The sequence below is a fragment of the Pseudomonas sp. KH_046_1 genome (assembly GCF_057839025.1).
This window is the reverse complement of the sequence record NZ_CM174481.1, coordinates 4,834,918-4,853,116: the sequence shown is the minus strand read 5'-3', so window position 1 is coordinate 4,853,116 and position 18,199 is coordinate 4,834,918. Positions and strand designations below refer to the sequence as shown.

Annotated in this window: 18 protein-coding genes; 9 read left to right on the top strand and 9 right to left on the bottom strand. The window is 61.2% G+C overall.

What is annotated here, in order from left to right; genetic code table 11:
• Both AC3IT9_RS22210 and AC3IT9_RS22205 read right to left on the bottom strand, forming a co-directional pair.
• Complete coding sequence (locus AC3IT9_RS22210; protein ID WP_150726116.1) at positions 1 to 495, bottom strand: SprT family zinc-dependent metalloprotease; 495 nt, start codon at positions 493 to 495, stop codon at positions 1 to 3.
• Between the two features lie 157 nt (positions 496 to 652).
• Entirely contained in the window at positions 653 to 1,255 is a 603-nt protein-coding gene (locus tag AC3IT9_RS22205; RefSeq protein WP_150726117.1) for a Yip1 family protein, read from the bottom strand.
• Between the two features lie 281 nt (positions 1,256 to 1,536).
• Between AC3IT9_RS22205 and ttcA the strand changes: the two genes are divergently transcribed.
• Positions 1,537 to 2,361, top strand: a complete 825-nt coding sequence (gene ttcA, locus AC3IT9_RS22200) for a tRNA 2-thiocytidine(32) synthetase TtcA (RefSeq protein ID WP_008051493.1) — start codon at positions 1,537 to 1,539, stop codon at positions 2,359 to 2,361.
• A 125-nt stretch (positions 2,362 to 2,486) separates the two neighbouring features.
• Complete coding sequence (locus AC3IT9_RS22195) at positions 2,487 to 3,161, top strand: DNA-3-methyladenine glycosylase I (protein ID WP_151214536.1); 675 nt, start codon at positions 2,487 to 2,489, stop codon at positions 3,159 to 3,161.
• A 114-nt stretch (positions 3,162 to 3,275) separates the two neighbouring features.
• Here the strand turns inward: AC3IT9_RS22195 and AC3IT9_RS22190 are convergent, their stop codons facing one another.
• Genes AC3IT9_RS22190 through arsC form a run of 3 tightly spaced genes read right to left on the bottom strand, consistent with a single transcriptional unit; the run spans position 3,276 to position 4,649 of the window.
• Positions 3,276 to 3,701 (bottom strand): DUF2069 domain-containing protein, encoded by a 426-nt coding sequence (locus AC3IT9_RS22190; RefSeq protein ID WP_489271037.1) that lies wholly within the window; start codon positions 3,699 to 3,701, stop codon positions 3,276 to 3,278.
• 1 nt (position 3,702) lies between these two features.
• A complete protein-coding gene (gene wrbA, locus AC3IT9_RS22185) occupies positions 3,703 to 4,299 on the bottom strand; it encodes an NAD(P)H:quinone oxidoreductase (RefSeq protein ID WP_095942677.1) in 597 nt (198 codons plus the stop codon).
• Positions 4,296 to 4,649, bottom strand: a complete 354-nt coding sequence (arsC, locus tag AC3IT9_RS22180) for an arsenate reductase (glutaredoxin) (RefSeq protein WP_150726120.1) — start codon at positions 4,647 to 4,649, stop codon at positions 4,296 to 4,298. Before arsC ends, wrbA begins: the two co-directional genes overlap by 4 nt.
• Positions 4,650 to 4,763: 114 nt before the next feature.
• Here arsC and AC3IT9_RS22175 point away from each other — a divergent pair, with 114 nt between their 5' ends.
• Entirely contained in the window at positions 4,764 to 5,231 is a 468-nt protein-coding gene (locus tag AC3IT9_RS22175) for a TlpA disulfide reductase family protein (protein WP_150726121.1), read from the top strand.
• A gap of 87 nt (positions 5,232 to 5,318) precedes the next feature.
• On the opposite strand, the gene AC3IT9_RS22170 is transcribed toward AC3IT9_RS22175, so the two are convergent.
• The 4 genes from AC3IT9_RS22170 to AC3IT9_RS22155 form a co-directional block, all read right to left on the bottom strand.
• Positions 5,319 to 5,723 carry an META domain-containing protein gene (locus tag AC3IT9_RS22170; RefSeq protein WP_150726122.1) on the bottom strand — a complete coding sequence of 135 codons (405 nt, stop codon included), beginning with the start codon at positions 5,721 to 5,723 and terminating at the stop codon, positions 5,319 to 5,321.
• Positions 5,723 to 6,157, bottom strand: coding sequence for a hypothetical protein (locus AC3IT9_RS22165; RefSeq protein WP_489271035.1), 435 nt, complete (start codon positions 6,155 to 6,157; stop codon positions 5,723 to 5,725). Before AC3IT9_RS22165 ends, AC3IT9_RS22170 begins: the two co-directional genes overlap by 1 nt.
• 77 nt (positions 6,158 to 6,234) lie before the next feature.
• Positions 6,235 to 7,227: a 2-hydroxyacid dehydrogenase gene (locus tag AC3IT9_RS22160; protein ID WP_150754056.1), complete on the bottom strand. Its 993-nt coding sequence runs from the start codon at positions 7,225 to 7,227 to the stop codon at positions 6,235 to 6,237.
• 95 nt (positions 7,228 to 7,322) lie between these two features.
• Positions 7,323 to 10,076, bottom strand: coding sequence for a response regulator (locus AC3IT9_RS22155; protein WP_489271034.1), 2,754 nt, complete (start codon positions 10,074 to 10,076; stop codon positions 7,323 to 7,325).
• 215 nt (positions 10,077 to 10,291) lie between these two features.
• On the opposite strand from AC3IT9_RS22155, the gene AC3IT9_RS22150 reads away from it, so the two are divergent.
• The 6 genes from AC3IT9_RS22150 (at position 10,292) to mazG (ending at position 18,182) form a co-directional block, all read left to right on the top strand.
• Complete coding sequence (locus tag AC3IT9_RS22150) at positions 10,292 to 11,011, top strand: response regulator transcription factor (RefSeq protein ID WP_150726125.1); 720 nt, start codon at positions 10,292 to 10,294, stop codon at positions 11,009 to 11,011.
• Positions 11,001 to 12,422 carry a histidine kinase sensor domain-containing protein gene (locus tag AC3IT9_RS22145; RefSeq protein ID WP_489271033.1) on the top strand — a complete coding sequence of 474 codons (1,422 nt, stop codon included), beginning with the start codon at positions 11,001 to 11,003 and terminating at the stop codon, positions 12,420 to 12,422. The genes AC3IT9_RS22150 and AC3IT9_RS22145 overlap by 11 nt, the downstream gene beginning before the upstream one ends.
• Before the next feature lie 168 nt (positions 12,423 to 12,590).
• Positions 12,591 to 13,493 carry a cysteine synthase CysM gene (gene cysM, locus AC3IT9_RS22140; RefSeq protein WP_007997169.1) on the top strand — a complete coding sequence of 301 codons (903 nt, stop codon included), beginning with the start codon at positions 12,591 to 12,593 and terminating at the stop codon, positions 13,491 to 13,493.
• Positions 13,493 to 14,845, top strand: coding sequence for a 23S rRNA (uracil(1939)-C(5))-methyltransferase RlmD (gene rlmD / locus AC3IT9_RS22135; RefSeq protein ID WP_489271032.1), 1,353 nt, complete (start codon positions 13,493 to 13,495; stop codon positions 14,843 to 14,845). Before cysM ends, rlmD begins: the two co-directional genes overlap by 1 nt.
• Before the next feature lie 122 nt (positions 14,846 to 14,967).
• The gene (gene relA, locus AC3IT9_RS22130; protein WP_150726128.1) at positions 14,968 to 17,211 is read left to right on the top strand and encodes a GTP diphosphokinase; all 2,244 of its coding nucleotides are present in this window, start codon (positions 14,968 to 14,970) and stop codon (positions 17,209 to 17,211) included.
• Between the two features lie 137 nt (positions 17,212 to 17,348).
• Positions 17,349 to 18,182: a nucleoside triphosphate pyrophosphohydrolase gene (gene mazG, locus AC3IT9_RS22125; RefSeq protein ID WP_150726368.1), complete on the top strand. Its 834-nt coding sequence runs from the start codon at positions 17,349 to 17,351 to the stop codon at positions 18,180 to 18,182.
• The last annotated feature ends 17 nt before the right edge of the window (positions 18,183 to 18,199 follow it).

Below are 18,199 nucleotides of genomic sequence, written 5' to 3'. Positions count from 1 at the left end.
CTACTCGACCCGCATCTCCCCACTGAACACCAGGGTATTGCGACACCGCCGGCACAAATACCGCCGTCCCTGCCGAACCAGGCCGTGGCGCTGCGCCGAGAACGGGAAGTCGCTGTCGGCGCACGGGCACTTGTAGATGTAGCGGGTCACGCTGCGGCGTTTGACGTCATAGGTGTGGCAGCGGTTGGGCGGCAGTTCGTACACGCCGCGCATGATCAATTGCCACTCTTCACCATGGGGCTGGATGCGGTCGCCGAACAGCTGGTGGGCGATCAGGTGCGCGACTTCATGGGCCACGGTCTGCTTGAGGAAATCTTCGGTGTTTTCCCGGTACAGCTGCGGGTTGAAGCGCAGCAGGTTCTCGTGCAAATGCGCGACACCGGCTTTTTGCCCGCGCAGCTTGAGGCTCACCACGGGGCGCTTGAAAGGTCGTTTGAAAAAGGATTCGGCTAGTTGGAAGCAGTCTTCGACGCGGGTATTGAGTTGCTCAGGCATGCTTGATGGATCTCCAGAGCGCTCGAGTATGCCGCAACCCTCGGACCTTGCGAATCGCCAGGTTGCCGAATGGTCGTGTGCGTTTTCGTTGCTGAAGAATGAAAAGGCCGCCTTGCGGCGGCCTTTGTCGGCAGTTCTGATTTTCAGTGATGAGCGGTTAACTGGTGTAGACCGGGCCCACGCCGAGTCCCCAGACAATGACAGTGAATGCCATGATGGCGACCAGCACCACCAGGCCTACGGCGAGCACCGAACTTGAAAACAGGAAGCCCTCGTCAGATGGAATGTTCATGAATGTCGGTAAGCCCACGTACAGCAAATACACCGTGTAGCAGATGGCGGCGGTGCCGACGATCATCCCCAGCCACAAGTGCGGGTACAAGGCGGCGAGGCCGCCGATGAACAGCGGTGTAGCGGTGTAGGTGGCAAACGCAATGCAGCGGGCGAGGCTTGGGTTGGCGTCATAGGTGCGGGCCATCCAGTGGATGAATGCGCCCATTACCGCGACACCACCGAGCATCGCCAGGTAGGACATGACCGTCATCCATATCGCGCTTTCTACGGTCAGCATCACGGGAGCCCGATTGCCGATGACCCAGCCGACCTGTGTGGTGCCAATAAAGGCAGACACGGCGGGGATCGCCGCCAGGATCAGTGTATGGGTGAGGTACATGTGGCTGATGCTTTCCTCCTGGTCGCCACGGATTTCTTTCCATTCTTGGTCAGGGTGGGTGAAGAGCCCCACTACGTGATGGATCATGCCAGTCACTCCTCTTGTTTTACCGTCGCCCCCCAGTGGAGCGCCTACGGGCCAATGCGGCCAAGTAAGTCATAGGTCTGAATTTGTATGTGACCTTATGTCGCAGTATAGGGAGGAGTTTCCCCAGAGGAAGTAGGGGCTTTAGAGCAAATCGCGCTGTAAACCTGGTTGCTAATCGCTGCAGGGTCTGTAGGTGAACTGGAGATGTTGCCCCCTCGCCACAAGTGCAAAGAATTTGCGTAAAATGCCGGCCTTTCGTCACACCTCACGGATTTCGCGTCATGGGCACTCTCACGGTCAACCAGAACAAACTGCAAAAGCGCCTTCGCCGACTGGCCGGTGAGGCGGTTGCCGATTTCAACATGATTGAAGACGGCGACAAGGTCATGGTCTGCCTGTCCGGTGGCAAGGACAGCTACACCATGCTCGATGTGCTGATGCACTTGCAGAAGGTCGCGCCGATCAAGTTCGAGATCGTGGCCGTGAACATGGACCAGAAGCAACCGGGTTTCCCGGAGCACGTGCTGCCGGCCTACCTCAAGGAACTGGGGATCGAGTACCACATCGTCGAGAAAGACACTTACTCGGTGGTCAAGGAACTGATTCCGGAAGGCAAGACCACCTGCTCGCTGTGCTCGCGCCTGCGTCGCGGCACGCTCTACACCTTCGCCGATGAAATCGGCGCGACCAAGATGGCCCTCGGTCACCATCGCGACGACATCGTCGAAACGTTCTTCCTGAACATGTTCTTCAACGGTTCGCTCAAGGCCATGCCCCCGAAGCTGCGCGCCGACGATGGTCGCAACGTGGTGATCCGCCCGCTGGCCTACTGCAATGAAAAAGACATTCAGGCCTATTCGGACTTCAAGCAATTTCCGATCATCCCGTGCAACCTCTGTGGTTCCCAGGAGAATCTGCAGCGTCAGGTGGTCAAGGAAATGCTGCTGGACTGGGAGCGCAAGACCCCGGGCCGTACCGAGAGCATTTTCCGCAGCCTGCAGAACGTGATCCCGTCGCAACTGGCGGATCGCAATCTGTTTGACTTCACCAGCCTGAAGATCGACGAATCAGCGGCCTCGCGGTTCGTCAACGTGGTCAACCTTTAATCATGTGGGAGCGAGCCTGCTTGCGAAAACGTAGTGCCAGTCGACATCAATGTTGAATGACATACCGCATTCGCGAGCAGGCTCGCTCCCACAGTTGGTTTTCGTTTCAATCCTCAGGAGAGGGCATGCGCGATTACAAGTGGCTGAACGAGTATTGCTTGAACCGCTTCGGTTCGGCAGCTGAACTGGAAGCCCATCTGCCCGTTCCCAAGACCCCGGCGCAACTGCGCAAGATCAGCGACGATCGCTACCTCTCGATGATGGCGCTACGGGTATTCCGCGCCGGGCTCAAGCACAGCCTGGTGGATGCCAAGTGGCCGGCCTTCGAAGAAGTGTTCTTCCAGTTCGACCCGGAAAAAGTCGTGCTGATGAGCGCCGAGCACCTGGAGCGCCTGATGCAGGACACGCGGATCATCCGTCACCTGGGCAAGCTCAAGAGTGTGCCGCGCAATGCGCAGTTCATACTGGACGTGGCTCATGAAAAGGGCAGCTTCGGTGCGCTGATCGCCGATTGGCCGGTGACCGATATCGTCGGGCTTTGGACTTTCCTGAAAAAACGCGGACATCAGTTGGGCGGGCTGTCAGCCCCGCGCTTCCTGCGCATGATCGGCAAGGACACCTTTGTACCGAGCTATGACGTGGTGGCGGCGCTGAATGCGCAGGACGTCATCGACAAGGTGCCGAGCAGTCTGCGCGACCTGGCGTTGGTGCAGGACGTGTTCAACCAGTGGCATGAGGAAAGTGGCGGGCGGCCGATGAGCCAGATTTCGATGATGCTGGCTTACACCGTCAATCATTAAGACCGGGTCGCTCCAATCGCGGGCAAGCCCGCTCCCACAGGTTTTTGCGTCGATCACACATTTGTGTTTCAACAGAGATCCTGTGGGAGCGGGCTTGCCCGCGATGGCGGTCTATCAGGCGACGGAAACTTCGCCCTCGCCAGCCAACTTACGGTTCAGCTGATACCGCCACCGCACATACAACAGCGCCGAGCAAAACACCGCCAAACTCGCGCCCATCTCCAGCAAACCGAAGATTTGCCGGTTCGGGTCATAGGCAGCCAATGCGCCCTTGATGAAGTACAGGTTCACCACAAAGCACATCCACGAATGCCCGCGAGGGCTGCCGATGATCATCCCCGGCGCCAGAATCAGCAGTGGCACCAGTTCGATCAACAGGATCACCCAGGGGCGTGCCCCATGCAGGTCGGCAATCGCCAGGTAGTAAACACACAGCAAACCCACCAGGCCGAAAAAGCACAGCAGGCTGATGGCGCGCATCGCCTTGGCGCGTGGTTCGAGCCATTCGAGGGCGGGCAGGATCTTCGGCTTCTTGGCCACCTCAGCTCTCCAGTTTCTGTGCGGTCTTGGCCAGGCGCATACCCAGCGCGCGGCACAGCGCCACTTCATGGGCATCCAGACCGCTTTTTCCGTCGGCACCGGCGTGGTGGCTGGCGCCGTAAGGCGTGCCGCCACCCTGGGTTTCCAGCAGTGCCGACTCGCTGTAGGGCAGGCCGGTGATCAGCATGCCGTGGTGCAGCAACGGCAGCATCATCGACAGCAGCGTGGTTTCCTGGCCGCCGTGCAGGCTCGCGGTGGAGGTGAACACGCCCGCCGGTTTGCCCACCAGGGCGCCGGTCAGCCACAGGTTGCTGGTACCGTCGAGGAAATACTTCAGTGGTGCCGCCATATTGCCGAAGCGGGTCGGGCTGCCGAGTGCCAGGCCGGCGCAGTTCTTCAGATCGTCGAGGCTGGCATACAGCGCACCTTCGTCGGGAATCTCCGGCGAAACGGCTTCGCACTCGCTGGAAATCGCCGGCACCGTGCGCAGGCGGGCCTCAAGCCCGGCCTGTTCGACGCCACGGGCAATCTGCCGGGCCATTTCGTTGGTCGAGCCGCTGCGGCTGTAGTACAGAACCAGAATGTAGGGTGCACTCATGGCAACAGTTCCAGGATCTGCTCCGGTGGACGGCCGATGATGGCCTTGTCGCCGACTTCGAGAATCGGTCGTTCCATCAGTTTCGGGTGGGTGGCGATGGCGGCGATCAATTGCGCTTCGCTCAGGCTGCTGTCGGCCAGGTCGAGGGTCTTGTACTCGTCCTCGCTGGTGCGCAGCAATTGCCGGGCGTTGATCCCGAGTTTGCCCAGCAGGCTCTGGATCTGCGCGGCGTCCAGCGGGGTTTCCAGGTAACGGACCACGGTCGGGGTCAGGCCACGGGCTTCAAGCAGTTCGAGCGCACCGCGGGATTTCGAGCAGCGCGGGTTGTGATAAAGCGTCAGATCGGTCATGAGCGGGTCGCATCTTGCGTAAGGTGGCGGCTATTCTAACTGTGCAGCGCGCAATCCAGAACCGTGAGAGGCGATGGGTCGCAGGCGCATTCAATTTTTCACAAGGAACACGACATGACAAGGCGACTGGCAGCAGCATTGACGATCATCGGAGCGTTGATGCTGGGGGGCTGCGGTAATGACTATGGCATCGACCAGGACGGTCATAAAATCGCCTCTGACCGCCTGGACGGCAAATGGCTGGTGCTCAACTACTGGGCAGAATGGTGCGGGCCTTGCCGTACCGAGATCCCGGAATTGAACACCCTGGCCGAGCAGCTCAAGGACAAGAAAATCGGTGTGTTCGGAGTCAACTTCGATAATGTCCAGGGGCAAGAGCTGAAGGGCGCGAGCGAGAAACTGGGGATCAGGTTCACCGTGCTGGCACAGGACCCTTCCGAGCTGTTCGAGCTGCCGCGCAGTGAGGCGTTGCCGGTGACGTACATCATCGATAACAAGGGCAAGGTGCGTGAGCAGTTGATGGGGGAACAGACGGCGGCGGGGGTGATGGCGAAGCTTGAGGCGTTGCAAGCTAAAAATTAAAACAAAAAGATCGCAGCCTGCGGCAGCTCCTACAGGGTGTACGACAATCCATGTAGGAGCTGCCGCCGGCTGCGATCTTTTAGGGGATCAACCCTCCTCAAGCCACCAACGCAGCGGCTTGCCTTCGGCTGGCCAGAAGCGCATCTGCTCGATCGGGGAGACGTCCCAGCGCTGGACATTTTCCAGCGCCTGGAGGAAGCGTTTTTCCTGTTCCATCAGCGCCGGCGCACACAGTTTGCGGGTGCTGCCGATTTTGCCGAAGGTCAGCTTGTGGCCTTCGAGGGCGTACGGCGCGAACCAGTGGTTGCAGCCGCCATTGCCGTAGGCCCGGCCGTCTTCGCCGAGGGTGATGGTCAGGTGGCTGTAGTCCATCAACGGCCGCTCGCCGATCCACTCCAGAATGTAGCTGCGGTTCTGTTGCAGTTGCACCGGCTCGGCGGCGCAGCCCAGCAGGCTGGCGCCGACCATGGCGCTCAGAGCGAGGCGTTTCATCACGCAGGCTCCTGGCATTTCGGGCACAGGTGTTTCTCGCCAACGGTGGTCCAGCCCAATTCGGCAATCTGCGCGGTGGCGGCAGGTTTTTCGGCCTTGTTGCCCAGTTTGGCATCGACGGCGAACTCGAAGCTCAGCTCTTTGGCGCAGCTGTCACAGTTCACTTGCCAGGTGTGGATGGCCAGTTCACCGAACACCGGGCCACTGGCCACCGCGACCCATTGGCCGGGCGGGTTGATCAGGTGGCGAACCGTTTCGACGGTCAGGCGCATGGACAAGTCCTTGGCACCCTTGAGGGTCACGACCAGCACGTCATTGTTGCGAATCGAACCACCGTTGCCGGTGACTTGATAGCGCCCCGGCACCAGGGCGCGGCATTCGGTGAGGGTGTGTTGCGGGTTCATCAGGCTGTAGCGGAAATCGTGTTCGACCATGGGTCCTCCAAATATGCGCGATATGCTATCACGGGCTTGAACGCCGCATCGTGCAGGCAGATGACCTTCGATCCGTTTCAGTCTCCCGTCACCTGGTTTTCCGGTGTGCCCGCCGTCCAGGCTGCAATGTTGCGCAATGTGGTGGCGGCAATCGCGTCCAGCGCTTCGCGGGTCAGGAAGGCCTGGTGCGCGGTGACGATCACATTGGGGAAGGTCAGCAGCCGTGCCAGCACATCGTCTTGTAGCGGCAGGTCGGAGCGGTCTTCGAAGAACAACTGTGCCTCTTCCTCATACACATCCAGCCCCAGGTAACCCAGGCGACCGTCTTTCAAGGCATCGATCAGCGCCGGGGTGTCCACAAGGCCGCCACGCCCGGTATTGATCAGCATCGCGCCCGGTTGCATGTGCGCCAGGGATTGGCGGTTGATCAAGTGCTTGCTCTGCTCGTTGAGCGGGCAGTGCAGGCTGATGATCTGCGATTCGGCCAGCAGCTGTGGCAGGCTCAGGTAGCGCGCGCCGAGGGCTTCGACCTGCGGGTTGGGGCAGGGGTCGTAGGCCAGTAGCCTGCAGCCGAAACCGTTCATGATTTTGGCGAAGGTGGCGCCAATCTGACCGGTGCCGACCACACCGACGGTCTTGCCCACCAGATCGAAACCGGTCAGCCCCTGCAGCCTGAAATCCCCATCGCGGGTGCGGTTACAGGCTCGGGGCAAGCGGCGGTTGAGTGCGAGGATCAGCGCCACTGCATGTTCGGCCACCGCGTGGGGCGAATAGGCCGGGACGCGCACGATGGCCAGTCCCAGACGTTTTGCAGTCGGCAAGTCGACATGGTTGTAACCGGCCGAGCGCAGGGCGATCAGACGTGTTCCGCCAGCGGCCAGGCGTTCGAGTACCGCCGCGCCGAGGTCATCATTGATGAACGCGCAGACCGCTTCATACCCCTGGGCGAGCGCCACTGTGTCGAGGCTCAGGCGCGCAGGCTGAAATTGCAGCTCGATGCCGGCCGGTTGTTCGGCAGCGAGAAAACTGTCGCGGTCGTAGTTCTGGCTGCTGAAAAGAATCGTACGCATGCGGTGCTCCTTGAAGGTGGCCTGCGCCGTTGAGCAAGCCGGCATTCGACAGTCGTCAGGTTAGCTCGCCGGCAACCCTTCGCGATTGCGCTGCATCAAGCATTCATGCGCGCCTGGGCTGCCAGGCGATTGATTGCCCGGTCGAGCTCATCCAGTGCCACGCTGGCTTTCGGGTCCTGTTGCTTGAGCAGGGTTTCGCTGCGCTGGCAGGCCGCACGCAATTGCGGTACGCCGCAGTAACGTGTCGCGCCATGCAGGCGATGGACCCGCTCGATCAGGGCGTTGTGGTCGTTGCCTTGCTGGGCGAGGCGGATGGCTTCGCGGTCAGCCTCCAGGGACGCCAGCAGCATCGCCAGCATGTCCGCCGCCAAGTCAGCCTTGCCGGCGGCCAGGCGCAATCCTTCGTCGTGGTCGAGTACCAACAGGTCATGGGCGCCAGCATGCCCATCACCGGAGCGCTCCGGGCTGTGATTGCGCAGCGCCAGGCCGCTCCATTTCAGCACCACCTGCGCCAATTGCCGTTCGCTGATCGGTTTGGTCAGGTAGTCGTCCATGCCGCTTTGCAGCAGCGCGCGTTTTTCGTTGGCCATGGCGTGAGCAGTGAGGGCCACGATCGGCAGCGGCGTGCAATGACGTTCGCTTTCCCACTGGCGGATCGCCTCGGTGCTCTGGCGACCGTCCATGCCGGGCATCTGCACGTCCATCAATACCAGATCGAATGTCTCGTTCTGCACCGCCTTGATGGCGGCATAACCGCTTTCCACCGCGAGCACCTTGGCGCCCATGTCTTCGAGCAGGGTCTGCACCAGCATCAGGTTGGCCGGATTGTCGTCGACGCAAAGCACCTTCGGGGCACGGCTGGACACCGGTTCGCCCGGCTCGCTGCGCATCGGACGCGGGTTGACCAGGTCAGACAGGGAGCGTCGCAGCTTGCGGGTGCAGGCCGGTTTCGCCTGGAGCTGGCTGTGGGGGTTGGGCACGGAAAGATGGAACAGCGTCTGTTCCGTGGTCGGGCACAGCACCAGCACTTTGCAGCCAAGATGCTCGAGGTCCCAGATGTGCTGGTTGAGGCGTTCCGGCGGCATGTCGTTGCTGGTGATGCCGAGCACTGCAAGGTCGATGGCCTGATCGGTCTGGTGGGCGGCGGTGACGCCATTGGTCAGGCTTTCCAAGGTGTTGAACGGTGTGGTGCTGAGGCCGCAGTCTTCCAGCTGGTGCTGCAACGCCTGTCGGGCCAGTTCATGGTTTTCCAGCACCGCCACCCGGCGCCCGAGCAGCGGCGCGGAAGGCAGGTCTTCGGCATCGTCGCGGGCTTTCGGCAGGCTCAGGCTGATCCAGAATTCCGACCCTTCCCCCGGCGTGCTGTCGACGCCAATCTCGCCGCCCATCTGTTCGATCAGGCGTTTGGAAATCACCAGGCCCAGGCCAGTGCCGCCGGGTTGCCGCGACAGCGAGTTGTCGGCCTGGCTGAAGGCCTGGAACAGGGCGCGTACGTCCTGGTTCGACAGGCCGATGCCGGTGTCCTGAATGCTGATGCGCAGCTGCACGGTGTCTTCGTGTTCTTCTTCGAGCATGGCACGGGCGACGACAGTGCCTTCGCGGGTGAACTTGATCGCATTGCTCACCAGGTTCGTCAGGATCTGCTTGAGCCGCAGCGGGTCGCCCACCAGTGACAGCGGCGTGTCCCGATACACCAGGCTCACCAGTTCCAGCTGTTTGGCGTGGGCGGCCGGGGCGAGGATGGTCAGGGTGTCCTGGAGCAGGTCGCGCAGGTTGAACGGAATATGGTCGAGCACCAGCTTGCCGGCTTCGATTTTCGAGAAGTCGAGAATCTCGTTGATGATCCCCAGCAGGCTGTCGGCAGATTTTTCGATAGTGCCCAGGTAGTCGAGCTGGCGTGGGGTGAGCTCGCTTTTTTGCAACAGGTGGGTGAAGCCGAGAATGCCATTGAGCGGCGTGCGGATTTCATGGCTCATGTTGGCCAGGAATTCGGACTTGATCCGGCTCGCTTCCAGGGCCTCCTTGCGCGCAAGGTCCAGCTCGATGTTCTGGATCTCGATGGTTTCCAGATTCTGGCGCACGTCTTCGGTGGCCTGGTCGATGCTGTGCTGCAATTCTTCCTGGGCATTTTGCAGGGTGCCGGCCATGCGGTTGATGCCGGAAGCCAGTTCATCCAGTTCCTGGCTGCCGAGGGGCGGCAGGCGGGTCTCCAGGTGGCCGTCCTTGAGTTGGGCCACGGCCTGCTTGATCTGGCTCAACGGCCGATTGATCGTGCGGCCCATGCGTACGGCCAGCAGTGCCGCACCCGTCAGTCCCGCAGCGATCAGCATCAGGCTGGCGAACAGGCTGCGGTAACCGCGCAACAGCATGCCGTTATGGGACAGTTCAAGCTCGACCCAGCCCAGCAGGCGGTCGGCTTCTTCGGGGATCACGTCCCCGGCCAGGTTGCGGTGTTTGCCGAACACCGGCAGCAGATAGCGGGTCGCATCGCTACCACTGCGGCGCAGCATTTGCGTGCCACCGCCGGAGGGCGTCTGATTGAGCATGGTCGGGCCGGCGTGGGCCAGCGACGTGCGGTCGGGAGCCAGGAAGGTCACGGCCCGTACGTCGGTTTGTTCCAGGGCCTGGGTGGCGATGCGTTCGAGCAGTTCGTTGTCCTGATGGCCCATGGCTGGCGCCACCAGTGGAGCCAGCTGCTCGGCGATCATTTCGCCGCGCTGCATGAGTTGGGTTTGCAGGTCAGCCTGTTGCATCCAGGTAAAATAACCCCCCAGCACCAATGCCATCAGGCTGGTTGGCAACAGGGTCAGCAACAACACGCGGCCTTTGATTCCCAGTTTCTTGAGCACGCATCTCTCCTGCATCCCGCTATTTATAGGCCTGCACATGCATCCGCCATGCACCACTTGCGCAGTGTAGCGATTTGCTCGCGGGCAATCCTCGTAAAAATGGTGCCGTCATTCGTCGGCCCGGACGACTCAATGGCAATACGGACAAACGGTGGGTTGCCCCTGGCGAGGCAATCTTGAATAATCGCTCAACTGAGAATTATTTGCAGATAGTCATGACTCCCATCACTGCTGGCCTCCCGCGAATCCTGTCCATCGAAGACGACCTTGTGCTCGGAGCCTACGTTCATGAGCATCTGGACCGCAGCGGCTTCCAGGTGACCTGGTGCCAGAACGGCCAGGAAGGCCTGGACATTGCCCGCCGTCAGCCTTTCGACGTGGTATTGATGGATATCCTGCTGCCGGGCATGGACGGCCTGGCGGTACTGACTCAATTGCGCCAGAGCCATTCCACCCCGGTGTTGCTGATGTCGGCCCTTGGTGCCGAGGCCGATCGCATCAGCGGCTTTCGCCTGGGGGCCGATGATTACCTGCCAAAGCCCTTCAGCATGGTGGAGTTGCGGGTGCGCATCGAAGCCATTCTGCGGCGGGTGGCACTCGACCGCCGGCCCGCACCCGCAGTGCCAGCCCCGTCGATGGACTGCCTGCGTTTCGACGATGAAAGCTTCGAGGTCTTTTACGGGGAACAGGCCGGTGGCCTGACCCGCAGCGAGTATCGGTTGCTGGAGACGCTGCACCGCAGCGCCGACGAAGTACTGAGCAAAGCCTTCCTTTATCAACAGGTGCTGCAACGCGGTTACGCGGCCCATGACCGCAGCCTGGACATGCACATCAGCCAGATCCGCCGCAAGCTCAAGGCCATTGGCTACACCGATCGCGAAGTGCGTACGGTATGGGGCAAGGGTTACATCCTGAGCGCCGCCGATGAAATGTAACTTGCCGGGCAGGCATTCGCTGTTCTGGAAACTGGCCTGTCTATTGGTCGCTTTCTGTCTGCTGATGATCTGGTTGAGTTGGTCCTGGGGTCGTTACATGGAGCAGCGCAACCAGTTCCTCTCCGATGAGGCCCGCGGCACCCTGACGCGCTACGCCGCCGAAGCCGAACTGGCCTGGCAGCAGCGCCAGAGCGCCGGCATCGATGACTGGCTGCAGAGCATGCATCAGCGGGAAAAAGGCTGGGTCGGTGTCATCGGCGGTGATTTGCAGTCCCTGAGCAACCAGTCGCTGACGGACAAGGAAGTCGAGCGCCTGACTTTTTTGCGCGGCCTCGATTGGCCCATCCACAAGAAAGGCCGGCCGTGGATGCGCATACCCTTTCCCGGTGACCCGTCCGCCGGCAGCCTGGTGATCGAGTTGCCCGAACGCTTTCTGCCTGGGCAATACCGGGTGTTCTGGCGGGTGATCACCAACGGCGTGATTCCGGGGCTGTTCACGTTGCTGCTGTGCGTCGGGCTCTATCGTTTGCTGGTGGTGCCACTCAACCACTTGCGTGAGCAGGCCAACGCCTGGCGTGCCGACCAACTGAATGTGCGCCTATCGAGCCGCACCACCAATCGTTCGGATGAACTGGGCGAGTTGGGCAGGGCGTTCGATCACATGTCCGAGCGCCTGCAAAGCACTGTGGCCTTGCAGCAGCAACTGCTGCGCGACCTGTCCCACGAATTGCGTACACCTTTGAGCCGCCTGCGGGTGGCCAGTGAAAGCGAGCAGGGGCTGGAGCCATTGCGCGAACGCATCGGCCGTGAGGTCGATGGCATGCAGCGCCTGGTGGAAGACACGCTGCAACTGGCGTGGCTCGATACCGAGCGCACCCGATTGCCCGACGAAGCGATCCAGATCCAGGCCCTGTGGGAAATGCTCACGGAGAACGCCTGCTATGAAAGTGGCTGGCCCGATACGCAGTTGCAATGCACGGTGGACTCATCCTGCTGGGTTCGCGGTCATCTCAACACCCTGGCCCAGGCATTGGAAAACATCCTGCGCAATGCCATTCGTCATTCGCCGGTGGGAGGCGTTGTCCAGTTGGGCGGCCAGCGTGATGGCGATTTCTGGCACCTGTGGCTGGAGGATCAGGGCGGCGGTGTGGCAGAAGCTGATCTGGAGCGGATCTTCCTGCCGTTCACCCGCCTCGACGGTTCGCGGCCGGGGGATGGTGGATTCGGCCTGGGCTTGAGCATCGCCCTGAATGCGGTGCAGCGTCAGGGCGGACAGCTGTGGGCGCAGAACACCGGGACCGGGTTGCGCCTGAATATGCGCTTGTTGGCGGATGTTAATAGCGCCAGTGCCGACGCCTTCGCGAGCAAGCCCGCTCCCACATTGACCGTGTTTCAACCGCAAATTGTGTGATCACCTCAGCCCTCTGTGGGAGCGAGCCTGCTCGCGATGAGGCCCTTCCACACACCGATAAATCCGGGCTTATTCCCATAAACCATAAGCACCACACTTTGCGTGATATGGCCTGCGAACGTTTGCCGGTATGATAGGTGCCCCCGCAGTCTGGATTGCGAATACGTCATGACCTTGCAGTACCCAACCATCGCCGATTGCGTCGGCAACACTCCGCTGGTCCGTTTGCAGCGCCTGCCCGGCGCCACCAGCAATACCCTATTGCTCAAGCTCGAAGGGAACAACCCGGCGGGTTCGGTCAAGGACCGTCCGGCGCTGTCGATGATCACCCGCGCCGAACTGCGCGGGCAGATCCACGCTGGCGATACGCTGATCGAGGCGACCTCGGGCAACACCGGGATCGCCTTGGCCATGGCCGCTGCGATCAAGGGTTACAAGATGATCCTGATCATGCCGGACAACTCCAGCGCCGAGCGCAAGGCGGCCATGACCGCCTATGGCGCCGAGCTGATTCTGGTTAGCCAGGAACAGGGCATGGAAGGCGCCCGTGACCTCGCGCAGAAAATGGAAGCCGAAGGCTGCGGCAAGGTGCTGGATCAGTTCGCCAACGGTGACAACCCCGAGGCGCACTACACCACCACCGGCCCGGAGATCTGGCGCCAGACCCAGGGCACCATCACCCACTTCGTCAGCTCCATGGGCACCACCGGCACCATCATGGGCGTGTCGCGCTACTTGAAAGAGCAGAACGACAACGTGCAGATCATCGGCCTGCAACCGATGGAAGGCTCGGCGATCCCGGGTATCCGCCGCTGGCCTCAGGAATACCTGCCGAAGATCTACCAGGCCGACCGCGTGGACCGCATCGTCGACATGGCCCAAAGCGAAGCCGAAGACGTGACCCGTCGTCTGGCCCGCGAAGAAGGCATTTTCTGTGGCGTGTCCTCGGGCGGTGCCGTGGCGGCAATGCTGCGCCTGTCCAAAGAAGTTGAAAACGCGGTGATCGTTGCGATCATCTGCGACCGTGGCGACCGTTACCTGTCGACCGGCATTTTCGACGCGCCCAACTGATGGCCAAACATGAAAGAGGCCTGCGCTTCCAGCCCACCGGCGGCAGCAAGGCCCCGCAAGTCCCGACCGGCAAAAAACAGCGCCTGACCATCGAGCGCCTGGCCAATGACGGTCGCGGTATCGCGTTTTTCGAAGGCCGCACCTGGTTCGTCATCGGCGCATTGGCCGGTGAAGAGATCGAGGCGCGCGTCCTCGGTGCCCACGGTAAAGTGGTCGAGGCGCGCACCGAACGGGTATTCAAGGCCAGCGAATTGCGCCGCCCGGCACCGTGCGCCCATGCCGGCCGCTGCGGCGGTTGCAGCGTGCAGCATCTGCCCCACAACGAACAGCTTGCCCTGAAACAGCGCATGCTCGCCGAGCAATTGTCGAGGGTCGCGGGTGTCGAGCCCGAAGAGTGGGCGGCGCCATTGAGCGGTACGGAATTCGCTTACCGGCGTCGCGCCCGCGTGGCGGTGCGCTGGGACATGAAGGCGAAAAAACTCGAAGTCGGTTTCCGTGCCGCCGGCAGCCAGGACATCGTGGGTATCGATGACTGCCCGGTGCTGGTACAGCCTTTGCAACCGATCATGAGTCGCTTGCCGGAGATGCTGCGGCGCTTGAGCAAGCCCCAGGCACTCGGGCATGTGGAGTTGTTCAGCGGCTCGACGCTGGCCGTGTTGCTGCGGCACATGGCGCCGTTGTCCGACGCCGACCTGACGATCCTCAAGGATTTCTGCGCGTTCCATGAAGCCCAGTTGTGGCTGCATGGCGACGGCGAACCGCAACCGGTCGAGGCCGATCAGTCGTTGGGTTATCGCCTGGAACATTGGGACCTGGAGCTGGCGTATCGTCCAGGGGATTTCATTCAGGTCAACGCGGCAGTCAACGAAGCGATGGTCGCCCAGGCGCTGGACTGGCTGAAGCCGACAGCGGATGAGCGCGTACTCGACCTGTTCTGTGGCCTGGGCAACTTTGCCTTGCCGCTGGCCAAGGCCGCTCGTGAAGTGGTGGCGGTCGAAGGCGTGCAGGTGATGGTCGATCGGGCCGCGGCGAATGCGGCTAGCAACAATCTGCATAACGCGAAGTTTTTTCAGGCCGATTTATCCCAGCCTTTGACGGACGCCGAATGGGCCGCCGAAGGCTTTTGTGCGGTACTCTTGGACCCACCGCGTGACGGTGCTTTCGAGGTTGTGCGCAAGCTCAAGAGCCTGGGCGCCGAACGATTGGTGTATGTGTCGTGCAACCCGGCAACGCTGGCGCGCGACACGGTCGAATTGATCAAGCAGGGCTACCGGTTAAAACGTGCCGGGATTCTCGATATGTTTCCTCAAACGGCACATGTCGAGGCCATGGCGTTATTTGAAGCGAGCTAGGATGCTCGTCTGGTCCGACTGGCCCGCCCGTGCAGCCGCGCACCCAGCCCGACGTGGGCGCACGGGTAACGAAGGTCAGCGATTTGACGCATTGAATCTGCGTCGTAGGGAAGGTAAGCAAGATGGTACAGGTGAGAGCACACCAGCCGATCAACACCGACGGCAGTATCAATCTCGAGGCTTGGCTCGATCATGCGGTCAGTGTCGATCTGGCACTGGATCGCGAAGCCTTGAAAGAGGCCTGCGAGTACGCTCGCGAGGCCGAACAACAAGCCAATGCGGCACAGAATCTGTGGTCGGAAGGTAACTCGACTTTCCGTACCGGGCTTGAGATCGCCGAGATCCTCGCCGACCTCAAACTCGACCAGGACTCTTTGGTCGCCGCGATCCTGTATCGAGGCGTGCGCGAAAATCAGATCAAGTTGCCGGCCGTCAGCCAGCGCTTCGGTCCGGTGGTGTCCAAGCTCATCGACGGCGTGCAGCGCATGGCCGCGATCAGCGACAGCCTGAGCCCGCGCAAATCCCTGGTGCTGGGCACCCAGGGCCAGGTGGAAAACCTGCGCAAGATGCTGGTGGCCATGGTCGACGACGTTCGCGTCGCCCTGATCAAACTGGCCGAACGCACGTGCGCGATCCGTGCGGTGAAAACCGCCGACGACGAAAAGCGCAACCGTGTGGCCCGTGAAGTCTTCGACATCTACGCACCGCTGGCCCATCGCCTGGGTATCGGTCACATCAAGTGGGAACTGGAAGACTTGTCCTTCCGTTACCTGGAGCCGGACCAGTACAAGCAGATCGCCAAGTTGCTCCATGAGCGGCGACTGGATCGCGAGCGTTTCATCAGCGACGTGATGAGCCAGCTGAAAAACGAATTGCAGGCCACCGGCGTCGATGCCGACATCAGCGGCCGGGCCAAACACATCTATTCGATCTGGCGCAAAATGCAGCGCAAGGGTCTGGAGTTCAGCCAGATCTACGACGTGCGTGCCGTGCGCGTGCTGGTGCCGGAAATGCGCGACTGCTACACCGCGCTCGGTATCGTCCACACCCTGTGGCGGCACATCCCGAAAGAGTTCGACGACTACATCGCCAACCCGAAAGAAAACGGCTACCGCTCGCTGCACACCGCGGTGATCGGGCCTGAGGGCAAGGTGCTGGAAGTGCAGATCCGCACCCACGCCATGCACGAAGAGGCTGAGCTGGGGGTTTGCGCGCACTGGAAGTACAAAGGCACCGACGTTAAATCCGGCTCCAATCACTACGAAGAGAAAATCTCCTGGCTGCGTCAGGTGCTCGAGTGGCATGAAGAGCTGGGTGATATCGGTGGCCTGGCGGAACAGCTGCGAGTTGATATCGAACCGGACCGGGTCTACATCTTCACCCCGGACGGTCACGCCATCGACTTGCCGAAGGGCGCGACGCCGCTGGACTTCGCCTACCGCGTCCACACCGAAATCGGCCACAATTGCCGCGGCGCCAAGATCAACGGGCGCATCGTGCCGCTCAACTACAGCCTGCAAACCGGTGAACAGGTCGAGATCATCACCAGCAAGCACGGCACCCCGAGCCGCGACTGGCTGAACCCGAACCTGGGCTACGTCACCACGTCGCGGGCACGGGCGAAGATCGTTCACTGGTTCAAGTTGCAGGCTCGCGACCAGAACGTCGCCGCCGGTAAAACCCTCCTTGAGCGCGAGCTCAATCGCCTCGGTCTGCCGGCGGTGGATTTCGACAAGCTGGCCGATAAGGCCAACATGAAAACCGCCGAAGACCTGTTCGCCGCCCTCGGTGCCGGGGATCTGCGCCTGGCGCAACTGGTCAACCTGGCGCAGCAACTGGTTGAACCGGAGCGTGGCAACGAACAGCTTGAACTCATACCGCGCAAGGCCACCGGCTACAAACCGGGCAAGCGCGGCGATATTCAGATTCAGGGCGTCGGCAACCTGATGACCCAAATGGCCGGCTGCTGCCAGCCGTTGCCGGGCGATGCAATCGTCGGTTACATCACCGTGGGGCGCGGCGTGAGCATTCACCGCCAGGACTGCGCCTCGGTGTTGCAACTGGCCGGGCGCGAGCCAGAGCGAATCATCCAGGTCAGCTGGGGTCCGGTGCCGGTGCTCACCTATCCGGTGGACATCGTCATCCGCGCCTACGACCGTTCCGGGTTGCTGCGTGACGTCTCGCAGGTGCTGCTCAACGAGCGGATCAACGTACTGGCGGTCAACACCCGCTCGAACAAGGAGGACAATACCGCGCTGATGTCCCTGACCATCGAGATTCCGGGGCTGGATGCATTGGGGCGGTTGCTGGGGCGGATTTCCCAGTTGCCGAACATCATCGAAACCCGGCGTAACCGTACGCCTTGATGGTGTTCATGTCTGGCACCGATCTACTGTGGGAGCGAGCTTGCTCGCGATGGCGGCCTGAAGGACACATTGATGTTGAATGTGACGACGCTATCGCGAGCAAGCTCGCTCCCACAGGTTCTCGCAGAGTTTGATAAATGTATTCACTTGAAGATTTACTGCACCTGATGAACCGCCTGCGCGACCCGCAGTACGGTTGCCCGTGGGACATCAAGCAAACCTACGCCACTATCGTCCCGCACACCCTTGAAGAAGCCTACGAAGTCGCCGATGCCATCGAGCGAGGGGACTTCGATCATCTGCAGGGTGAACTCGGCGATTTGTTGTTCCAGGTGGTTTATTACAGCCAGTTGGCCCGGGAAGAAGGGCGCTTCGAGTTTGATGGCGTGGTCGACAGCATCACCCGCAAGCTGATCCGTCGTCATCCCCACGTGTTCCCTACGGGCGATCTCTATGCACCGCTGGATGTCCCGCGCCTGAGCGAAGAGCAGGTCAAGCAGCGTTGGGAAGAGATCAAGGCCGAGGAGCGCGCGGAGAAATCTTCAGCCCCCGAACAGCTGTCGTTGCTTGATGACGTCCCTGCTGCATTACCGGCGTTGTCACGCTCGGCAAAATTGCAAAAGCGCGCAGGGCAGGTCGGTTTCGACTGGCCGGACGCCTTGCCGGTGCTCGATAAAGTGCGTGAAGAGCTCGATGAAGTCCTCGAAGCCATGTCGGAAAATGATCCCGAGGCCGTGGCCGACGAGATCGGTGACTTACTGTTTTCCGTGGTCAATCTGGCGCGGCATCTCAAGGTTGATCCGGAAACCGCACTGCGTGGCGCCAACGGCAAGTTTGAAAGACGCTTTCGTTTTATCGAACAGGCATTGCGCGACACACGCCGTCCCATGGAAGATTGCACCCTCGAAGAGTTGGACGCCTTGTGGGGCGAAGCCAAACGTCAGGAAAAGAATTTGCCCAGCTGCGGTTGAGCAGTGGCCTAAGTGAG

What these genes read in the sequence shown, in the direction of transcription:
- AC3IT9_RS22165 (WP_489271035.1), bottom strand. Translation starts at nt 6,157, where the DNA reads ATGGTCGAACACGATTTCCGCTACAGCCTGATGAACCCGCAACACACC.
- wrbA (WP_095942677.1), bottom strand. Translation starts at nt 4,299, where the DNA reads ATGAGTGCACCCTACATTCTGGTTCTGTACTACAGCCGCAGCGGCTCG.
- AC3IT9_RS22145 (WP_489271033.1), top strand. Translation starts at nt 11,001, where the DNA reads ATGAAATGTAACTTGCCGGGCAGGCATTCGCTGTTCTGGAAACTGGCC.
- AC3IT9_RS22160 (WP_150754056.1), bottom strand. Translation starts at nt 7,227, where the DNA reads ATGCGTACGATTCTTTTCAGCAGCCAGAACTACGACCGCGACAGTTTT.
- arsC (WP_150726120.1), bottom strand. Translation starts at nt 4,649, where the DNA reads ATGACCGATCTGACGCTTTATCACAACCCGCGCTGCTCGAAATCCCGC.
- AC3IT9_RS22170 (WP_150726122.1), bottom strand. Translation starts at nt 5,723, where the DNA reads ATGAAACGCCTCGCTCTGAGCGCCATGGTCGGCGCCAGCCTGCTGGGC.
- AC3IT9_RS22175 (WP_150726121.1), top strand. Translation starts at nt 4,764, where the DNA reads ATGACAAGGCGACTGGCAGCAGCATTGACGATCATCGGAGCGTTGATG.
- ttcA (WP_008051493.1), top strand. Translation starts at nt 1,537, where the DNA reads ATGGGCACTCTCACGGTCAACCAGAACAAACTGCAAAAGCGCCTTCGC.
- AC3IT9_RS22195 (WP_151214536.1), top strand. Translation starts at nt 2,487, where the DNA reads ATGCGCGATTACAAGTGGCTGAACGAGTATTGCTTGAACCGCTTCGGT.
- AC3IT9_RS22150 (WP_150726125.1), top strand. Translation starts at nt 10,292, where the DNA reads ATGACTCCCATCACTGCTGGCCTCCCGCGAATCCTGTCCATCGAAGAC.
- mazG (WP_150726368.1), top strand. Translation starts at nt 17,349, where the DNA reads ATGTATTCACTTGAAGATTTACTGCACCTGATGAACCGCCTGCGCGAC.
- AC3IT9_RS22205 (WP_150726117.1), bottom strand. Translation starts at nt 1,255, where the DNA reads ATGATCCATCACGTAGTGGGGCTCTTCACCCACCCTGACCAAGAATGG.
- AC3IT9_RS22210 (WP_150726116.1), bottom strand. Translation starts at nt 495, where the DNA reads ATGCCTGAGCAACTCAATACCCGCGTCGAAGACTGCTTCCAACTAGCC.
- rlmD (WP_489271032.1), top strand. Translation starts at nt 13,493, where the DNA reads ATGGCCAAACATGAAAGAGGCCTGCGCTTCCAGCCCACCGGCGGCAGC.
- cysM (WP_007997169.1), top strand. Translation starts at nt 12,591, where the DNA reads ATGACCTTGCAGTACCCAACCATCGCCGATTGCGTCGGCAACACTCCG.
- relA (WP_150726128.1), top strand. Translation starts at nt 14,968, where the DNA reads ATGGTACAGGTGAGAGCACACCAGCCGATCAACACCGACGGCAGTATC.